13 protein-coding genes and 1 other RNA gene are annotated in these 18,039 nt (G+C 45.4%); all 14 read right to left on the bottom strand.

What is annotated here, in order from left to right; translation table 11 throughout:
- Positions 1 to 168: 168 nt before the first annotated feature.
- The gene (locus BLS69_RS28945) at positions 169 to 1,935 is read right to left on the bottom strand and encodes a response regulator transcription factor (RefSeq protein WP_091038659.1); all 1,767 of its coding nucleotides are present in this window, start codon (positions 1,933 to 1,935) and stop codon (positions 169 to 171) included.
- Positions 1,926 to 3,950 carry a cache domain-containing sensor histidine kinase gene (locus BLS69_RS28940; RefSeq protein ID WP_091038658.1) on the bottom strand — a complete coding sequence of 675 codons (2,025 nt, stop codon included), beginning with the start codon at positions 3,948 to 3,950 and terminating at the stop codon, positions 1,926 to 1,928. The genes BLS69_RS28945 and BLS69_RS28940 overlap by 10 nt, the downstream gene beginning before the upstream one ends.
- A 633-nt stretch (positions 3,951 to 4,583) precedes the next feature.
- On the bottom strand, positions 4,584 to 4,946 hold the full coding sequence (locus BLS69_RS28935) for a hypothetical protein (RefSeq protein ID WP_091038656.1): 363 nt from the start codon (positions 4,944 to 4,946) through the stop codon (positions 4,584 to 4,586).
- Between the two features lie 107 nt (positions 4,947 to 5,053).
- On the bottom strand, positions 5,054 to 5,761 hold the full coding sequence (locus BLS69_RS28930; RefSeq protein WP_091038654.1) for a uracil-DNA glycosylase: 708 nt from the start codon (positions 5,759 to 5,761) through the stop codon (positions 5,054 to 5,056).
- 210 nt (positions 5,762 to 5,971) lie between these two features.
- Positions 5,972 to 6,475: an ATPase gene (locus BLS69_RS28925; protein WP_256332446.1), complete on the bottom strand. Its 504-nt coding sequence runs from the start codon at positions 6,473 to 6,475 to the stop codon at positions 5,972 to 5,974.
- A 60-nt stretch (positions 6,476 to 6,535) separates the two neighbouring features.
- Complete coding sequence (locus tag BLS69_RS28920) at positions 6,536 to 6,733, bottom strand: hypothetical protein (protein WP_062837736.1); 198 nt, start codon at positions 6,731 to 6,733, stop codon at positions 6,536 to 6,538.
- A 484-nt stretch (positions 6,734 to 7,217) separates the two neighbouring features.
- The gene (locus BLS69_RS28915; RefSeq protein WP_082763030.1) at positions 7,218 to 7,520 is read right to left on the bottom strand and encodes an RNHCP domain-containing protein; all 303 of its coding nucleotides are present in this window, start codon (positions 7,518 to 7,520) and stop codon (positions 7,218 to 7,220) included.
- A gap of 1,283 nt (positions 7,521 to 8,803) precedes the next feature.
- Entirely contained in the window at positions 8,804 to 9,181 is a 378-nt protein-coding gene (locus tag BLS69_RS28900; RefSeq protein ID WP_249913696.1) for a hypothetical protein, read from the bottom strand.
- A gap of 285 nt (positions 9,182 to 9,466) precedes the next feature.
- Positions 9,467 to 9,831: a transfer-messenger RNA gene (gene ssrA, locus BLS69_RS28895) on the bottom strand.
- Between the two features lie 591 nt (positions 9,832 to 10,422).
- On the bottom strand, positions 10,423 to 10,905 hold the full coding sequence (gene smpB, locus BLS69_RS28890) for an SsrA-binding protein SmpB (protein WP_036674736.1): 483 nt from the start codon (positions 10,903 to 10,905) through the stop codon (positions 10,423 to 10,425).
- Positions 10,906 to 11,163: 258 nt separating this feature from the next.
- The gene (rnr, locus tag BLS69_RS28885; RefSeq protein WP_091038649.1) at positions 11,164 to 13,959 is read right to left on the bottom strand and encodes a ribonuclease R; all 2,796 of its coding nucleotides are present in this window, start codon (positions 13,957 to 13,959) and stop codon (positions 11,164 to 11,166) included.
- Positions 13,960 to 14,521: 562 nt separating this feature from the next.
- The gene (gene secG, locus BLS69_RS28880) at positions 14,522 to 14,755 is read right to left on the bottom strand and encodes a preprotein translocase subunit SecG (protein WP_062837740.1); all 234 of its coding nucleotides are present in this window, start codon (positions 14,753 to 14,755) and stop codon (positions 14,522 to 14,524) included.
- 210 nt (positions 14,756 to 14,965) lie between these two features.
- A complete protein-coding gene (eno, locus tag BLS69_RS28875) occupies positions 14,966 to 16,252 on the bottom strand; it encodes a phosphopyruvate hydratase (protein WP_076291983.1) in 1,287 nt (428 codons plus the stop codon).
- Between the two features lie 241 nt (positions 16,253 to 16,493).
- Positions 16,494 to 18,038, bottom strand: coding sequence for a 2,3-bisphosphoglycerate-independent phosphoglycerate mutase (gene gpmI / locus BLS69_RS28870; protein ID WP_076333468.1), 1,545 nt, complete (start codon positions 18,036 to 18,038; stop codon positions 16,494 to 16,496).
- Between the last annotated feature and the right edge of the window lies 1 nt (position 18,039).

The raw sequence follows: 18,039 nt of genomic DNA, 5'->3' as shown, positions 1-18,039 counted from the left end.
TTAGTTGGTTCTAGCCCATATTTTAGGCAAACTGTGCGTTGTTCTCCATTTAGAAAACAGGCATCGATTTGTAATATTCGAACATATGTGGAACTGGAAGTGGAAGTGCGTTTACGCTCAAACCATCTCTGCACTCCCCCACACACCGCATTTTTGAATTCTCGTTTTTCAGGTTTTTACATTCCGATACTCATTCATGGATCGGCCGATATGTTTTTTGAACAAGACGCTGAAATAGTGTGGGTCCGGGATGCCTACCTGCTCCCCAATCTCATATCCTTTCATATCCGTCTGTTTCAGCAGCATTTCAGCCTTCTTCATGCGGAGTTGAGTCAGATATTCCACAAATGTCTGCCCGGTTTCTTTTTTCATCAGCCGCCCCAGATGGCCTGAACTTACGTAAAAAGCAGCCGCGGTGCTGGAAAGCCCCACTTCCGCATTGCCCATGTTCTCTTCAAGATAAGCGATCACCCGGTCGATCAGATTGCCTTCCTTGGCCTGTCGCTTGGCTTGTATGACATCCGATACGGTGCGGACATGCTGCTCCAGCATACTTTTTAGTTCGGGCAGATGATCTGCTGTAAAAATGGCCGCAACGGCCTCTTTGTTCAATGCGTGCTCTCCCTCAATCTGCTGCTCTATGGCAGCACGCTGGCACTCCGTAACCACATCCATGGCTGCCATCCGAAACTGTGAAACGTCCGAAAACGGCACAGACAGCATACGCTCCAGCAACAATACGGCTTCTTCCCCCGCACCAACACTGACGTAAAATTGCAGTTGTTGGAGCAGCTGAGCATCCGAGTGGTAGGGCTTTTTCCCGCCTTCGATGACCAGATCCTCGAAGCAAATGACCTGATTTTTTCCCACAAATGCCTGATAATCGAGTGCACGACACGCCTCCCGGTATCCCACACAGGCCCTTCCCCATGCTGATTGCCATTGCCCAATCCCTACTGTCACATCAACTTCACACCCTTCGAGCTTAAGCGTATGTTGAAGTTCTTCCTGAAGCTGCTGTACCTGATTGGCAAATTCCGTATCCGCACCAAGCGAGAGTACAACTATCCGGTTATGCGGGTCCATGACGATAATGGTTTGCGAATCCTGGGGATAAAATGCCTGCACCTGCTTCATGCCTACCATTCGCAGCAGAATATGTATTTCCTCAGCGGGTTGTCGATGGGCTTCTGTCTGATGCTGGCTTAATTGGGGCTGACCGTGTTGATGTTGTTGTTGCTGAGGCCCTCGTTGTACTTGGTATGTTTGGTTTGTTTGGTGATATGGTTCGGATAGATGTGAATATACCTCTGGTGCAGCTATCTTCGCTTGCGGTACAGCAACCTCCACCTCCATGACTGCAATACGCAACCCTGGTTTACCTGAAGAGATGGGAATGCCAAAGAATCGCGCCTTCTCTTGTAGTTCATCCTCAGGTATCACATCACTTAACCATTGATTCACAAATCGCTCCCTGAGATACGGCAAGCTCTGCTTCATTTCCTCCCGCAGCTTCATCAGCTCATACTCGCGCCCGATCTCCTGCTCGATTGCCGCTCGCAGCTTCGCCGTAACCTGTAATAACTCAGAAGCACGAATGGGTTTCAAAATAAAATCGGAGATGCCCAGCTTCACACTCTGACGAGCATATTCAAATTCATCATGTCCCGTCACAACCACGATTTTTATGTTTGGGTAACGCCCCATGAGAATGCCGCTCAGTTCAATGCCGTCCATCTTTGGCATGTATATGTCTGTGAATACGATGTCTGGACGCAACAGCTCAACCTGGTTCAAAGCCTCTTCAGCATCGGAGGCCTCGCCAATGATGGTCATGCCATGCTGCTCCCAATCGATACGCATGCGCAGCAGATTTCGGATGAGGTACTCATCATCCACAATCAATACCTTTAATGGTTCCACAGTTAATTCCATGACTCATCGGCTCCCTTCGGGATCGTTATGATAATGGTGGTTCCTTTTCCAACCTCGCTCTGCAGCTTGAGTCCATCTTCTCTGTCATAAAAAATGCGAAGCCGCTCCATCGTTCCCCATAAGCCAAAGCTTGGATTGTGTTTAGAGTTATGGGTAGGATTAGAAGTATTAGAAGAGTTAGAAGAGTTAGAACGGTTAGACCTGTTCACTTCTGTACGTTGAATCTGCTGCACTTCTTCCCCGGACATGCCGACTCCGTCGTCAGTGATCGTTAGAAGTACCCCCTCCATGGATCGATGAGCTTGAATACGTATCATACCTGGGCTGCCTTTAGGGCGTATGCCATGATACAGCGAATTTTCTACCAACGGCTGGAGCACGAGCTTGGGAATCATTACTCGCTCACAGTCTGAATCGATATCGTACTGCACCTCAAATACACCGGGGTATCGCACCTGCTGGATCGTCAGGTAATTGCGTACAATCTCAACCTCCTCGTGCAGCGTGATCAGTTCACGGCCTTTGCTGACACTCAGCCGATAGTAACTTCCAAGCGCTTCTAACAGCTCACATACCTTATCGTTCATACCCGACATCGCCAGGGAGTTAATGGAATCAAGGGTGTTGTATAGAAAATGCGGCTTGATCTGCGCCTGAAGTGTATTCAGCTCTGCTCGGCGGATCGTCTGCTGCTCCTGAATGATGCGTTTTAGCATCTGGTCAATCTGCTCAATCATCTGGTTGTATCCTCCATATAGCTGTGCGAACTCATAGCTGTTTAGCTCAACTGTCACTTTGCGGAAGTTGCCGCTTGGCGCTTTCTGCATGGAACGAAGCAACTTGTGAATCGGCTTAATGACGCTGCGCGAGATGATGAACGAACTGATGAAAAAGACAGTCCCGTTCACTGCGAGTAATATTAGTGCAAGCAGCACCATGGATTTATTACGGGTATCTGTAGCCTGGTATGGGCTCATGCTGATGAATTTCCACTGATCATCACCAGCCGAACGATAGGTCACCGCATATTCCTGACCACGTGAATGTAAAGTGATGAAGCCGGAGGGCTGCTCTTGAAATGTTTGTTTTAACTTGGCCTGGTTGGCCTCTAACATCTCGTGCATCCCATCCTGTCCAGAAGCCGCTGACATGGATGCGTCGGATACAGCAGGCACGGCCTTCTTTCCATCGGTTGCGTTGGTTGCGATCACCCGCTGATGCTCATCCAGAATGGCGACCTGAAATGAATCCGGTGCAGATAGGTTAGCATAGGCTTGAGCAATGGATTTTCCCTTAATGTTCATGACCAAAAACCCAAGCGGAGACGTATCATCCAGATCCCGAATGAGGCGAATAAACGAAACCACGTCTTGCCCATCATTCTCCCCCGTCGTCGAGACCCCACTGTCGTTGTTGCCACCATTCAGCCTGAGCAGATATCGTCCGTTGTGCTTCAAGGCCTCTTCATACCACAGCGCTTCCTTCACATTTGCTTCCATAAACGTAGGCCATTCCTGTGTGCCAACCGAGAATCGGTGCCCCGAATTATCGTAAATATAGACTGAATCGATAATTGGAACCGCTTGCATAAGATTGGTCAAATAAGCGCTGACCTTGGACTGTGTCTGTAAATTGGAGTACACATTGCCCTGCCGCAACAGGTTCTGCAAGTTGGGATCGGAGAAAATCATTTTCGAATAATTGTTCACGTTCTCGATCATCAGATTAACGTTGGTCTCAATGGATGTAATTGTCTGTAGTGATGCTTCATTGATCTTTCGCTGCGCGTCATTTTCCGAGATTCGATTCAGCACCAACGCACTGAACGCCACCGTTAGCAGAATAATGACAAAGTAGGCAAACGGGATTTTAAAAGCCAGTGTCTTGGGTTTGCGTTGAATGAACGCTTTGAAACGGGGAGTCCAACCCTTCTTCATTGCACTGGTGTTCGCTTTTGTATTTGCGTTTACTTCTTCTGCATCGGTCTCAATATCTGATTGGGCTGTTGCTTTCACTTCTATTTTTCATCTCCTTCTTTTACTGCTCCTGCATCTGTTGTTGCATCGTTTGCTCTTTGATTCAATGTAACCTCCTTTGGTTCCGATGTGTGATGGGTTTATCGGTTGTGATCGGATGACCTGTTGTGATATCCAACACTCTCTCGGATTTTATACAATTGTATATTATAGGACGGTGTAAGGAGCAGGCTCAACTCTTTTTATCGCTTACGGATGGCTTGACTAAGTGAAGTAGAATGAGGCTTTGGGAAGACGATTGCTGTGAATGCTGTGAGTGGAGGCCCCCGTAATTGGAGCCGCAAGGAGTACTGCTTTATAAAATGTTGGAGGTACAGATAAAAAGTTGTAGTTTGTTCCGGATGGAGAGTGAAGCGGGACACGCGGAGAATCTTGATACACAAAAGACGATGATAAACATCTAGCTTGAGATGCGCATACTTTTGAGCAAAATTGATATGTATACGAGCATAATTCTTGCAACTGACAGTGTGTTGATCGAGTGGTTAAGGTTGGGAAAATCCAATTATCGTTTTCTCGTATGATGAATTGAAGTGGGGAAAATGTCGGGGCATCCTGCCCTCGGGCAGGACAAGCACAGAGTTAGTTATGGTAGGATACAGCGAATCGTGATCAAAGCGAGAATTCGGTAACGCCTTTTTTGGAGGTATATTTCAGCGTGTAGCTTCCTTCTGTGCCATATGGCATCGTAGCGATTTGGATGCGGGTGTAATCCAATCGACTCTCTCTCAGCACTTTTTTAACTAGCGCTATGCTCCGATCCTCGTCCGTTACCACACAGAAAATGTTCATTACATATTCCTTTCGATCAGCCACACGGCCACCCATATCACATCCATCCACCTCTCCCAACTCAGCTTGGGTCAGAACGATTTCCAGATATTCCATCACCTTTTCCTTCAACCAATGATCTCGTTTGCTGCCCTGCGCGCTCTTCAGTGGATATTGCACCACAAGCCAGTATTTTTCACTCATTTAGCTTCACCAACCAATCTTTATATGATAGGGCATTACGTTATGTGCGGACACTTAGACGATAAGAGTTCATATCTCAGCCTTACACTCCTCCAGTTCAAAATGGGCTAGATCATTGACCTTACTGCTTTTTGGAATTGTACTGCCCTTCCATTTGCAGGATGAGGAACATGGTGATGTTTAATGAGATGGGAGCTTAACGTGTCTGCTGACTTTCTGCCAATAGCCACGATCTGAGCATCAGGATTCAGTTGCATAAGCTGTCTGGCAAATGGCAAACCATCCTCCAACTCTGCCAAAGTCGGTGTTCGATTCGTCATCCTGTTTTCAGAAGAGTGATAAGGATGAAAGGGATAGATGTTCCAAAATATAAAGTCCGTTGGTTTCCACCTTGAACTGGATAACACTTCACCCCATATAATAGATGCTGTCGGCTCTGCGAATCCATATAGTGCCTGAGTCTGGTTAGGTTTGGCGATATTGGGCAGGCTTGTTCGAACACCCGGCTCACCTGCAAAAATCATCTGGTGATTCACCAGCGAGTGATTACCGGTAACCATTCGCTCGGACGTCAAAGGTACGCCGGAGAACCTCGCCCCTTGATATCCCACGGCTTCAGCAATAAAAATGTACCGAGCCTTGGACATTCTTGGTTCCAAATACCTGACCAAATGTTCCGAGCGAATCTTCACCGCTTCGGGGCCGATATCATAGCCCGTCACATAATCTCTCCAAGGATTAATCACATTTACTGGCGACACATATGCTTGTATCCCTGCAACAAACTCGCGGATCTCTTGCTGCGTTTGGCTCATGCTTTTTTGCCTCCTTTGGGAGATTCCAGAGTACATCAGGCTTGCATCAGCTTATTTTACAAAGATTATAGCATAAACAGAAAAACCACCAACCAGAACGCTGGTTGATGGTTTTCGCTCTAATGGAAGCGAGGGGATCGAACAATCGTCCAAAGATAACAGCACATAAGCTTCTACGGGTATAGTCACAGTTTTGATGTCAGCCAAGTATCAGTAACCCACAAGAACAGGATTAGCCCACGCAGGTATGGACTCAACACAATAGATCAAATTACTCTGGATGATTTCCGCAACAATTAAAGGCTCGTATGTATTATCAATGATGATAACCCGATCTGCGATGGCTAGAGCCGGTTTAAGGTTCTTCAATGACTCACCATATCGATAACGAATGTCTGCTTCTGAAATCCAATGTCCACCTTGTTCAACACGAGAAGCTACACGATCTATATGCATTTGAACATCCTCAAGACCGATATAATAAACGACAATTTCATAATTGTTTTCTTTTGCTATTTCCATATGTTTTAAAACAAATGATCCGGACAATGTCGTTTCAATAGCGAAGTTTACACCACTTTTAATGAGTGATCGGATTCTTTTTACAGCTTCCCTGCCAGCAGACAGGTCAGCACTGCGTGGATTCTCTGGCTTCAACTCTCTTGCAATTTGATCTGGATCAACAAGTTCACCAAGCCACTCTCTCATTTGCATGCGAGTGTACTTTTCCCTGCTCCATTTGTACCCGCAAACACAGTCATGACTGGTCTGATTTCACTCATGATATTTAAACTCCTGCCGTTTTCCAGTAGCATCAAATGTAATTTCGAATTTATTACCGGCAGCATCCTCACGAACGCGTTTGTTGTTCTTTATATAATAAATAGAGGCACCTGATTCTTTAGCTTGTTTCCGTGCATGTTGATTTGCTTTTTTTAAAATTTCTTGGAGCTGTTCTCGATTTTCAACCATCTTGAGTCCCCCAATCTAAATTTATGTTTTATTATATCATAAACAGAAAAACCACCAACCAGAACACTGGTTAGTGGTGGATAGAAGCTGTAGCAAACTATTGCGGTATAACTTCCTCCCACTGACCATTGGTGGTTTCTTTGTAGATATGAAGGTTTCCATCATATTTTCCCTCAATAAAGTTAGAACCCGCTTCTTTCAAGTACGGATCCAAAATAACTACTCCTTTACTCAGTTAGCATCAACAATATGATATTTAATGTTAAACATTATAAATTAGTTTTTCATATGAAAGACCCTGAGATTAAATTCTCACTGCGTGGATCAGCTGTCGTTGTATCACCCCGTTGCGATTTACCGTTGATACTTACACTTGTCTGTCTCACTATCCAGGTCAATAGATTTCCAATAGAAATACCCCTTTCAGTTCTGAATCTAAAAGGGGTGGGACTAACCATCATCTAATACTCTAATATGGAAGATTTTAAGCCATGAAGCTTAAAATATCGTCTTCTTGTTTCGTATCAACAGCGATTTTATTACGCTGCATTTTTTTGCAAGATGTACATTCATGTACAATTTGATATCCTTTTTTACTAGAATATTCGAGTTGAATGGGCTTCATTAATCCTTTACAACTACTTAAACGATCGCCTGGTCTATTGTCTAGGTGCTTAGAAAATAAGCAAATTGGACAATGATTTCTAAAGCTTCCGTTTGTTAATGGTTCAACATATGCATGACAGTTTTCACAACGGAAACTTGTATTTTCAGTTTTTCTACTCAACGTATCTTCCTCCAAGATGAATTATTTCATCTGAAGAAAGGGTTCCGTTTAGTTTTCCTATCACAAGATAGTTTCAGGCTTTTAAAGGGAAGTGACAAATTCACCGTCTTGTTTTGCAAAACGATTACTTCTAGTTCCTACTTCACAAAAGCATCTTTCATCTTTTGATCCGGACCACGATTGATTTTCAAGTTTTGTATCAACCACTGTAAGACGGACTTACTCCACCTTCCACTAGTAAGTGTTCACCTCTAATCACTGACAAAGGCATTCGTCCCCTAAAAGAACACGTTGGCTTTTATCCAGTAAGTGCATATAATTAGACTCCATTTCTTTGAGATAATAGTTAGTCCCATATTTAATTATAACAAAATATATTCTTAGTGAATATTTAAACAGACTATAAGCCATCACATCAACCGCACCATTCTTGTCCAAATCCACGACCGTTTCAACATTAATTAGCCTACTTTATCTCCTACAATCACAGCGGTATCCTTAACAGGATACTATGAAACTTAATAAATCGTTTTTTTCTGCTAGCTAGGTGAATCAAATCTCCTCTTTGCCTGAGGTGAACAGAAGAAAATAATAAGCTGAACTGCTTAGAAGCCAGTTGCGGGGGGCCACCTATGGTGACATCAAAACCTGCTACTTACAGAGTACCGCCATGTACATCATCAGAGATATATCGCAATCGACGTCAGAGAATCCCGAAGCCCTAGAGCCAAAGCGGTTTACCCTACCACCACGAATCCAAACATGCAAAAACAGCCACCAAATGGTGGCTGTCACTGATACTACTAATGGAGTCGAAGGGAGTCGAACCCCTGTCCGAAGATAACGGCACATAAGCTTCTACGGGTGTAGTCACAGTTTTGATGTCACCCGAGTATCGCCCTGTAATACAATTAATACTCCTCAAAGTCTTGTTCGTCAAATACCACATCCTCATTAATTCCGCGAATACTGTACTTCACCTCTTCACATAACAAAACATCTGATTCTTCACTTGTATATTTACAAACATTAGCATCAAACAATACAAGGTTATATCCATTAGATACAGAACTTTTAAAGCTAATGCCATCAAACAGCAAATGAAAATGCATTATCTGAGGTAGGGACTAAGGATAATGTATTTACTCCTTATGCAATCCAAAATAAAAACTTCGAATTGGATTTATTAAAAAACACTACTGCTGACCCTAATGGTGATTGGACAATACAGATAGGATATCCACATATTAATCTGTATGTTAAAAATACAGGATCACAATCTTTTAGAGTGGTTCCTTTGATTGTGTAAGAAGAACTTGTCCTTTGGGTAATCCTAATCCACCATAAATAGTTACTGTATAGGCACCTGAAGGAACGAGCGGCATATGATCATTATTTATCAATTCTGCTGTTGCTCCTGCTGTAACGTTCTCATCAAAAATAACTGTATTCTTAATGTTGTGCTTTACCTCTACTCTAAAAGAGTGTACTCCTGTATTTTTTACATTAAGTTTAATGTGTGGATACCCTATTGAAACAAAATAATCTTTCACAGGGTCTACTTGATCACCCATCAAATCCCAAGTTAGTGTTTGTGTTTCCTTAGATGTATTAGGACTGATTTCAGTAATTTCATTTTCCTCTTCAAATTTTAAATCCATATTACTTTTCCAAGCAATAGATACTCCAATAATAAGTGATATAAACAATATAATGGCGCCAGTAATGACTAAAACTTTTTTTTCACTTATTTAACATTCCTTTCAATAAAATTAACTTCTTATAGAATCCCATCAGAATTAACCCGATTGATATGACTTTATCATCCATCTCTTTGCGTAGGTATGTACTATAAATTTATTTAAAAAAACCAATTTAAATTTCTGTTTATTATATCATAAACTAAAAAACCACCAACCAGAACACTGGTTGATGGCTTTTGACTCTAATGGAGGCGAGGGGAGTCGAACCCCTGTCCGAAGATAACGGCACATAAGCTTCTACGGGTGTAGTCACAGTTTTGATGTCACCCGAGTATCGCCCCGTAACCGGCTATACGTTGGGTCAGCCTGATTGTCTTCTTCAGCACACCCCAGGCGGAGATGTGACAGCGTATCCCACTACTAGTTAGCCCCTATCCCTGTCACATGGGCGATGCAGGGTAGAAGCACGCACACAGTTTCTTAGGCTGCGAAAGCGTAGTTTGTTTGTTGTTTGCCGTTTAATAGGCTTTAGCGTTGATAAAGCGGACGCGTCCCCACTACCCGCTACCCATGCTCGAACTATCCCCGTCGAATCCATAAACGCCCCCTCAATGAAGAAGGGCTCCAGGATTAATCCGTGAATACGGAGCAAAGGTGCTGCACATCTTTTTCCTCCAAGGTAAAAAGATGCTTCTTTCAAACTCGGCATTCCTGTCTGCTACATGAGTAATCATAACACAGGACACATCACCGAAATAGTACAGATTGCTGGAAGACATTCCAGCAGGCTGAGCATGTGTACAAGGTTATCCAATACAACAGGCTCAATCGTCTACATATTATACCGCGTCACCAATCGGAAGTAAAGTTTACCCAGATCGGATTACGAACAACTGCACCTAAGTATTTTACCCACGACCCTGACAAACTACGCAACATACTGACGTATTATATTCCAGCACCGCATAAAGCTCATACTCCCGGTGTCTTGCATCTAGCCATATCAATAAAAACCAGCCCACTGCACACTTCGGCAACTCACATCAAATCACCTTCCCCAATACAAATAAAAAAGCCTCAGTCTTGCCCATTGCAGGACAAGCCCTGAGACTCCTTAACTCATATATGACTCTTCATGACTCCATCGCAAAAACCAACCTATACACCTAAAGTAAAGCTTTTCACGCACAGCGCTCCACTTAACGCGCAACCTTCTGCTTCTCGCGCAGTACCCGTTGGATATCACGTTGAGCATCGCGCTTCGCGGCAGTTTCACGTTTGTCGTATTGCTTCTTACCTTTACCCAGTCCAAGCAAAAGTTTTGCATAACCATTGCGGATATAGATTTTCAGCGGCACAATGCTGTACCCATCCTGTTTCGACAGCCCGAGCAGCTTGTGAATCTGCACTTTATGCATCAACAACTTGCGCGTACGTGTCGGATCGAGCGGATTATTTCGGTTCCCTTGTTCAAAAGGACTAATATGCATATTGTGAATATGAATCTCACCGTTTCGAATGGTGGCAAATGCATCACCAATATTCGCACGGCCGTTACGAAGAGATTTGATCTCCGTTCCGGTAAGCACCATGCCCGCTTCATACGTATCTTCAATGAAGTAGTCATGGGAAGCCTTTTTATTCTGTGCGAGCACTTTACTCTGTCCATCATTCTTGCCCATGTCCTCACTCCTTCTCCGTAAAATAAGCCGGTACCATGCTCTATAGCAGCGCACCCAATGTTGCACCAAGGTACCACGTGCCAGACCTTAATTGTAGCAAGTACGGCTGTTAAAATCAAGAAAGAGGCGACCTCTGCCGCCCCTCCTCATTACACTACTTTCAGACTGTGCGAAACAACACACCGCTGAAGTGACTATTTTCTCCAACGCTAAACCGGAGGAACGAATTGTAATTCATCTCTCCAAGTTACGTTAACTTTATTTTTTCTTTTTCCGTACAAAAGCTGCCGTGCCGTTACCAGCTGCACCTTTGCTCTTCTTCCGCTTGCGTCGTGGTGCTCCGCCTTCCTGAGCTCCACCAGGAGTTGCATTCTCTCCAATAAATACGCCGCTTGGCGAAGTGTTTTTGCGTCCACTTCCGCCTTTGCCACCTTTACCGCCGCCCTTGCCGGACTTAAAGCTTCCTTCACCGCGACCGCTGCCGCTGTTCAGGCCACTTCCTTGTCCACCGGTTGAACTAGTATCCGATCCACCCGATGTAGAGCTATATCCGCCTTTACCTGAGCCAAAACCAAAGCTCACCGCGCCTTTGCCCCGGCCAGTTGATCCTCCAGCATCACCGGCACGACGCTCACCTTTTGGTTTGCCGCCGCCTTTACCTGCGTAGCCACCGGAGGAACCTGTGCCCGCACCTGCACTCGCTGCTCCACCGCGACCTCCACGTCCAGCTTTGCTGCTCTCTTCCGCTGATCTGCCACCACGGTTGCCTCCTGCAGCAGATGAGCCGCCTTTGCCGCCACGTGAACCGCTGAATCCACCTGGTCCACCTTTGGCACCGCCTCGTCCGCCGCCGCTACCAGGACGCCCACCTTTACCGCCACGTCCGCCACCGAAGCCGCCAGGACGTTCAGCGCGAGGTTTCATATCCACCATTTCAAAATCAATCGTATACTCTTCCATGCTTACACGTGCCACACGGATCTTCACTTCATCACCGATGCGGAAGACTTTTGAGGTACGTTCACCAATCAGGGCCATATGCTGATCGTCAAAATGGTAGTAGTCGTCCGTGAGCGCGCTCAAGCGAATCAGGCCTTCAACGGTGTTCTCCAGTTCAATGAACATACCAAAGCTGGTCACACTGCTGATCATGCCTTCGAACTCTTCGCCTACTTTGTCGAGCATGTACTCGGCTTTTTTCATTTTCTCCGTATCCCGCTCAGCTTCTACCGCCACACGTTCACGTTCCGAAGACTGCTGCGCAATATCGGACATACGTGCTGCCAAATACTCCTGACGATTCTCCGGCAAAGCACCATTATTTTCAATGACTTCGCGAATCACCCGGTGAATGACGAGGTCGGGATAACGACGAATTGGAGACGTAAAGTGACTATAGAATTCCGCCGCGAGGCCAAAGTGACCTGACATTTCAGAATCATACTTCGCCTGTTTCATGGAACGGAGCATCATCGTACTAATAACGGTTTGTTCTTTTGTTTCTTTGATATCCTCAAGCAACGATTGAAGCGCCCGTGGATGAATCGCATTGCCACGTCCTTTGACCTGGTGTCCAAAATTCGCCGCAAAGGCGAGGAAATTTTGCAGTTTTTCCTGATCGGGATCTTCGTGCACACGATAAATGAACGGAACCTTCAACCAGTGGAAATGCTCTGCCACGGTTTCATTCGCTGCCAACATGAATTCCTCAATGATTTGCTCGGCAATCGAACGCTCCCGTTTTACGATATCTATTGGTTTGCATTCTGCATCCACAATGATTTTGGATTCTTCAAAATCAAAGTCAACCGCACCACGGCGCATACGCATAGCACGCAGCTTCAAGGCGATTTCTTTCATCAGATGGAAATCATCTACCAGATCCTTATAACGCTCGAGCAATTCCGGCTCTTCACCTTCAAGGATTTTACGGACGTTGGAGTAAGTCATCCGCTCTTTGGTTTTGATCACACTCGTGAAAATGTCATGTTTCACAACCTTCATCTGGTCGTTAAATTCCATCTCACAAGACAGGGTCAGGCGGTCTACCTGTGGGTTCAAACTACAGATCCCGTTGGACAGACGCTGTGGCAACATCGGAATAACCCTATCCACCAGATACACACTGCATCCGCGGTTGTAAGCTTCCTGATCAAGCTTGGAATTCTCCTGTACATAATAGCCAACGTCGGCAATATGAACACCCAGGCGATAGTTACCGTTAGGCAGTTTCTCTACGTTAACAGCATCATCCAGATCCTTGGCATCTTCGCCATCAATTGTGACAATGTTAAGTCCGCGCAGATCACGGCGACCCTGTTGTACAATCTCTTCATCCGTGATGGATTCAGGTGCTTTTTCCGCCTCTTCTACCACTTCATCGGGGAAAGCTTCAGGCAACTGATGCTTGCGAATGACGGACAAAATATCAATACCCGGCTCATCCTTATGACCGAGAATCTCGATCACTTCACCCTCAGCCGCCGCACGGCCCTCCGGATAGCTGACGATTTTTGCCACGACCTTCTGTCCATCAACCGCCCCAGCAAAATTGGTACGCGGGATGAAAATATCGCGATTAATCCGTTTGTCATCCGGAATGACAAATCCGTACACCTCATGGCTTTGGAACACACCAACGACTTGTGTCACAGCACGAGTAACAATACGAACGATCTCACCCTCCAGGCGACCGCCAGAAGGTCCTTGAGATGTGACTTTAACCAGTACCGTGTCACCATTCATCGCACTCTTCATGTCATTGGCGTGAATGTACACATCCGGGTGCTCCCGATCCTCAGGGATAAGGAAAGCGAAACCTTTGGCGTGAGCCTGTAAACGTCCACGTACCAAATCCATTCGCTCTGGCATGCCATAACGATTGTTACGGGTCAGCAAAACTTTACCGGATTCCTCCAGCGTATTAAGCATAATCAAAAAGGCTTTGAAATCAGCTGCATCTTCAATAGCGAAGTGCTGTTCCAACTCCTGATAAGTCATAGGTTTATAAGCGGTTTCCCGCATGAAGTCGAGCAGTTGTTGTTCTGTTATCATTAGTATATTCACCTCGGGAAACATAAAAGTGTAAGCAAGTCTCATCTCTTTATGTATCGGAATTATTACCATTTTCATGCAATGCAATTTCACTGTTGTAAAGAGCGTAGTAGTGCAACCATACTATCTCATACCCTAGTATACACGAATTCAATCCAGCCCATCCGTACCTCGCAAAAAAACCACAGTTGCCGGGCGCTCCTCTAAAATCACGCTTTCACGGATCTCTACAGACATTTTATGCGATACACGTGCTGTACGCATCTGGCAAAGGACTACATCCGAAAATTTTCTGTACACATGACATTCATTATAGGGAGTGAGTTCGCGTAACGAATAAGCGAGGGACATACCATACATGATAGGGGTGTGTTGCATGTTAAGGAAGGAAAACCGACCAGAAGTGAGAAGAAGACCGAAAATCATGGAGTCTATAGATTAGATTGTTGGAAAAGTTTGGACGCGTAAGAATTTATTAAAAAACCCCCGTTTCTACACGAAACGAAGGTTTATCAATTAAGCCATTAGCTTAGAGCTATTCATTGAACAGCAGTTCCAATTCTTACTTGGAAACCACCGTAACAATAATAGACAAAATCATAAATCCTGCACCCAGTACCACCGTTGCACGTTGCAGGAAGAGATCCAATCCGCGCGCTTTCGTTTTACCGAAAAGATGTTCCGCACCACCGGAGATGGCACCCGCCAAACCAGCGCTTTTCCCGTGCTGCAGCAATACTACAGTGATTAGACCGATCGAGAAAACAACGAGCAGCAATTTCAAAGCAATATCCATTCTTTCCACCTCCTACCCATGTGGGCATACATCTCACCATAAAAACAGTTACTTTAATTGTAACATAGCTATGGTTGTACTACAAGTAGTACAGTTTATACAATGCCCTAAATTTCACCATCTGCGTGATCATTACGTATCCCATTACTTCGTTGCAATAAAAAAGACAAGCCGGTTACCCGGCTTGCCTGTAAAAGCTGGATATCCAGCTTATTTTTTAAGGTTGTAGAATCCTTTAAGACCATTGTATTGAGCCAATTCACCCAGTTGATCCTCAATGCGGAGCAATTGGTTGTACTTCGCGATACGGTCTGTACGGGAAGGAGCACCCGTTTTGATTTGGCCAGCGTTTGTTGCAACAGCGATATCAGCGATTGTGCTGTCTTCGGACTCACCGGAACGGTGAGAGATTACAGCTGTGTATCCTGCACGTTTAGCCATTTCGATTGCATCGAATGTTTCAGTCAATGTACCGATTTGGTTAACTTTGATCAGGATGGAGTTACCGATACCTTCTTCGATACCTCTGCCCAGACGCTCAGTGTTTGTTACGAACAGGTCATCACCAACGAGTTGAACTTTGTCTCCCAATTTCTCAGTGAGCAATTTCCAACCATCCCAGTCATCTTCGGACATACCGTCTTCGATTGTGATGATTGGGTATTTCTCAACCCATGAAGCCAGAAGGTCAACATACTCAGCGGAAGTGTAAGATTTACCTTCGCCAGCAAGTGTGTACTTACCATCTTTGTAGAACTCAGTGGAAGCAACGTCCATACCCAAGAATACGTCAACACCTGGTTTGTAACCAGCTTTTTCAATAGCTTCGATGATTGTAGTGATTGCTTCTTCGTTCGAACCAAGGTTCGGTGCGAAACCACCTTCGTCACCTACAGCTGTGTTCAAGCCTTTTGAGCTCAATACGGATTTCAAGTTGTGGAAGATCTCTGCACCTACGCGAAGAGCTTCTTTGAAGCTTGGTGCTCCAACTGGAAGAACCATGAACTCTTGAACGTCGATGTTGTTGTCAGCATGCTCACCACCGTTGATGATGTTCATCATTGGAACTGGCAGTGCTTTAGCGTTGAATCCGCCCAGGTAAACGTACAATGGCAGGTCCAGAGCGTCAGCAGCTGCGCGAGCTACTGCCATGGATACAGCCAGGATTGCGTTAGCACCCAGTTTACCTTTGTTTGGCGTACCATCCAAAGTGATCATCAATTTGTCGATACCCAGTTGATCCAATGCATCCATACCGATAACTTCTGGAGCGATTGTTTCGTTTACGTTTTTAACAGCTTGCAGAACGCCTTTACCGAGGTAACGGGATTTGTCACCATCGCGAAGCTCAACTGCTTCGTGGGCACCAGTGGATGCACCAGATGGAACGATTGCGCGTCCGATTGCGCCGGACTCCAGGTATACTTCAACTTCTACTGTAGGGTTACCGCGGGAGTCGAGGACTTCGCGAGCGTACACGTCAGAAATAATAGTCATTTGTGATAATCTCCTTTAAATTTAAATTTATTATAAATTAGGACCACTTGTGTTTTCCCTTTTCCACTACGTCAGCAGAATCGTCCTCTGATCGCTGTTATCCCCTGATTCCTTTGAACTTATTTTCATAAGTTGGAATCATGTGATAAAGGCGAACGCTTTGCTTCTTCGGACAATTTCTGCTTCCTTCGTTCGGGGGTAAACTCCAAACTTCCCAATTTCATATATGTTGTTGCGTAACTTATTTACGGGTAGCGATGACGGATGTACCTGTCATTTCTTCCGGTTTAGGCAATTGCATCAGGTCAAGGATCGTTGGCGCGATATCTGCCAGGATTCCGCCTTCACGCAGGGTTACATTGGCATCCGTAACGATGAATGGAACTGGATTCGTTGTATGAGCTGTGAACGGACGTCCTTGCTCATCGAACACCATATCCGCGTTACCATGATCCGCAGTAATCAGTACAACGCCGCCTTTGGCAAGTACTGCATCCACAACACGGCCCATGCACTCATCTGTTACCTCAACCGCTTTGATGGTAGGCTCCAGCATACCGGAGTGTCCAACCATGTCAGGGTTAGCAAAGTTCAGAATGATGGCGTCATGTTTGTCTGCTTCGATCTCGCGAACACATGCGTCAGCCACTTCATACGCGCTCATCTCTGGTTGCAGATCATACGTTGCAACTTTTGGTGAGTTGATCAGTACGCGAGTTTCGCCCGGAAGCTCCACATCACGACCGCCGCTGAAGAAGAAGGTAACGTGCGGGTATTTCTCAGTTTCTGCAATACGCAGTTGTTTTTTATTGTTTTGTACCAGAACTTCACCCAGAGTGTTGTCGAGGTTCTTCGGCGAATAAGCCACATAACCTTCAACAGTCTCACTGAACAAAGTCAAGCATACAAAGTGCAAGCCTACAGGGAACTTCGGACCACGATCGAAACCGCGGAAATCCTGGTTGGTGAATACTTGCGACAACTGGATCGCACGGTCAGGACGGAAGTTGAGGAAGATAACGGAATCGCCGCTCTCTACCAAACCTACCGGCTCACCATCCGCTTTGACGATAACCGTTGGTTCAACGAATTCATCAAATACGGACTTCTCATACGATTCTTCAACCGCTTTGAGTGGGTCAGTGTATTTTGGTCCATCTCCATAAACGATGGCGCGGTATGATTTCTCAACCCGTTCCCAACGTTTGTCACGGTCCATCGCGTAATAGCGACCTTGAACCGTTGCGATTTTACCTACACCGACTTCTTCAATCTTAGCGATCAGTTTCTGCATGAAGTCTTTACCACTGTCTGGCATAACATCACGGCCATCCATGAAGGCATGAATATATACATCATTCATTCCTTCTTTTTTGGCCAGATCCAGCATAGCAAACAGGTGGTCGATGTGACTATGTACGCCGCCATCGGACAACAAACCGTAGAGATGAAGCTTTTTGCCGCTTTGTTTCGCTTCGCGAACAGCTTTGACAAGTGTTTCATTGTCATAGAACTCGCCGTCACGAATGGATTTGGAGATACGGGTCAAATCCTGGTATACGATCCGGCCGGCACCAATGTTCAGGTGACCCACCTCGGAATTTCCCATTTGCCCTTCTGGCAAACCTACAGCTTCACCGCAAGCAGTGAGCGTTGTATGTGGGAATTGGCTCATGAAACGGTCGTAGTTCGGTTTCTTGGCTTGCGCTACCGCATTGCCTTCCACCGTGTTACGCAGACCAAAGCCATCCATGATGATCAGTGCTACAGGTTTTGGAGCTGTCATC

The sequence above is a fragment of the Paenibacillus sp. CF095 genome (assembly GCF_900101225.1).
GTDB lineage: Bacteria > Bacillota > Bacilli > Paenibacillales > Paenibacillaceae > Paenibacillus.
This window is presented reverse-complemented; position numbering and strand designations above follow the sequence as displayed.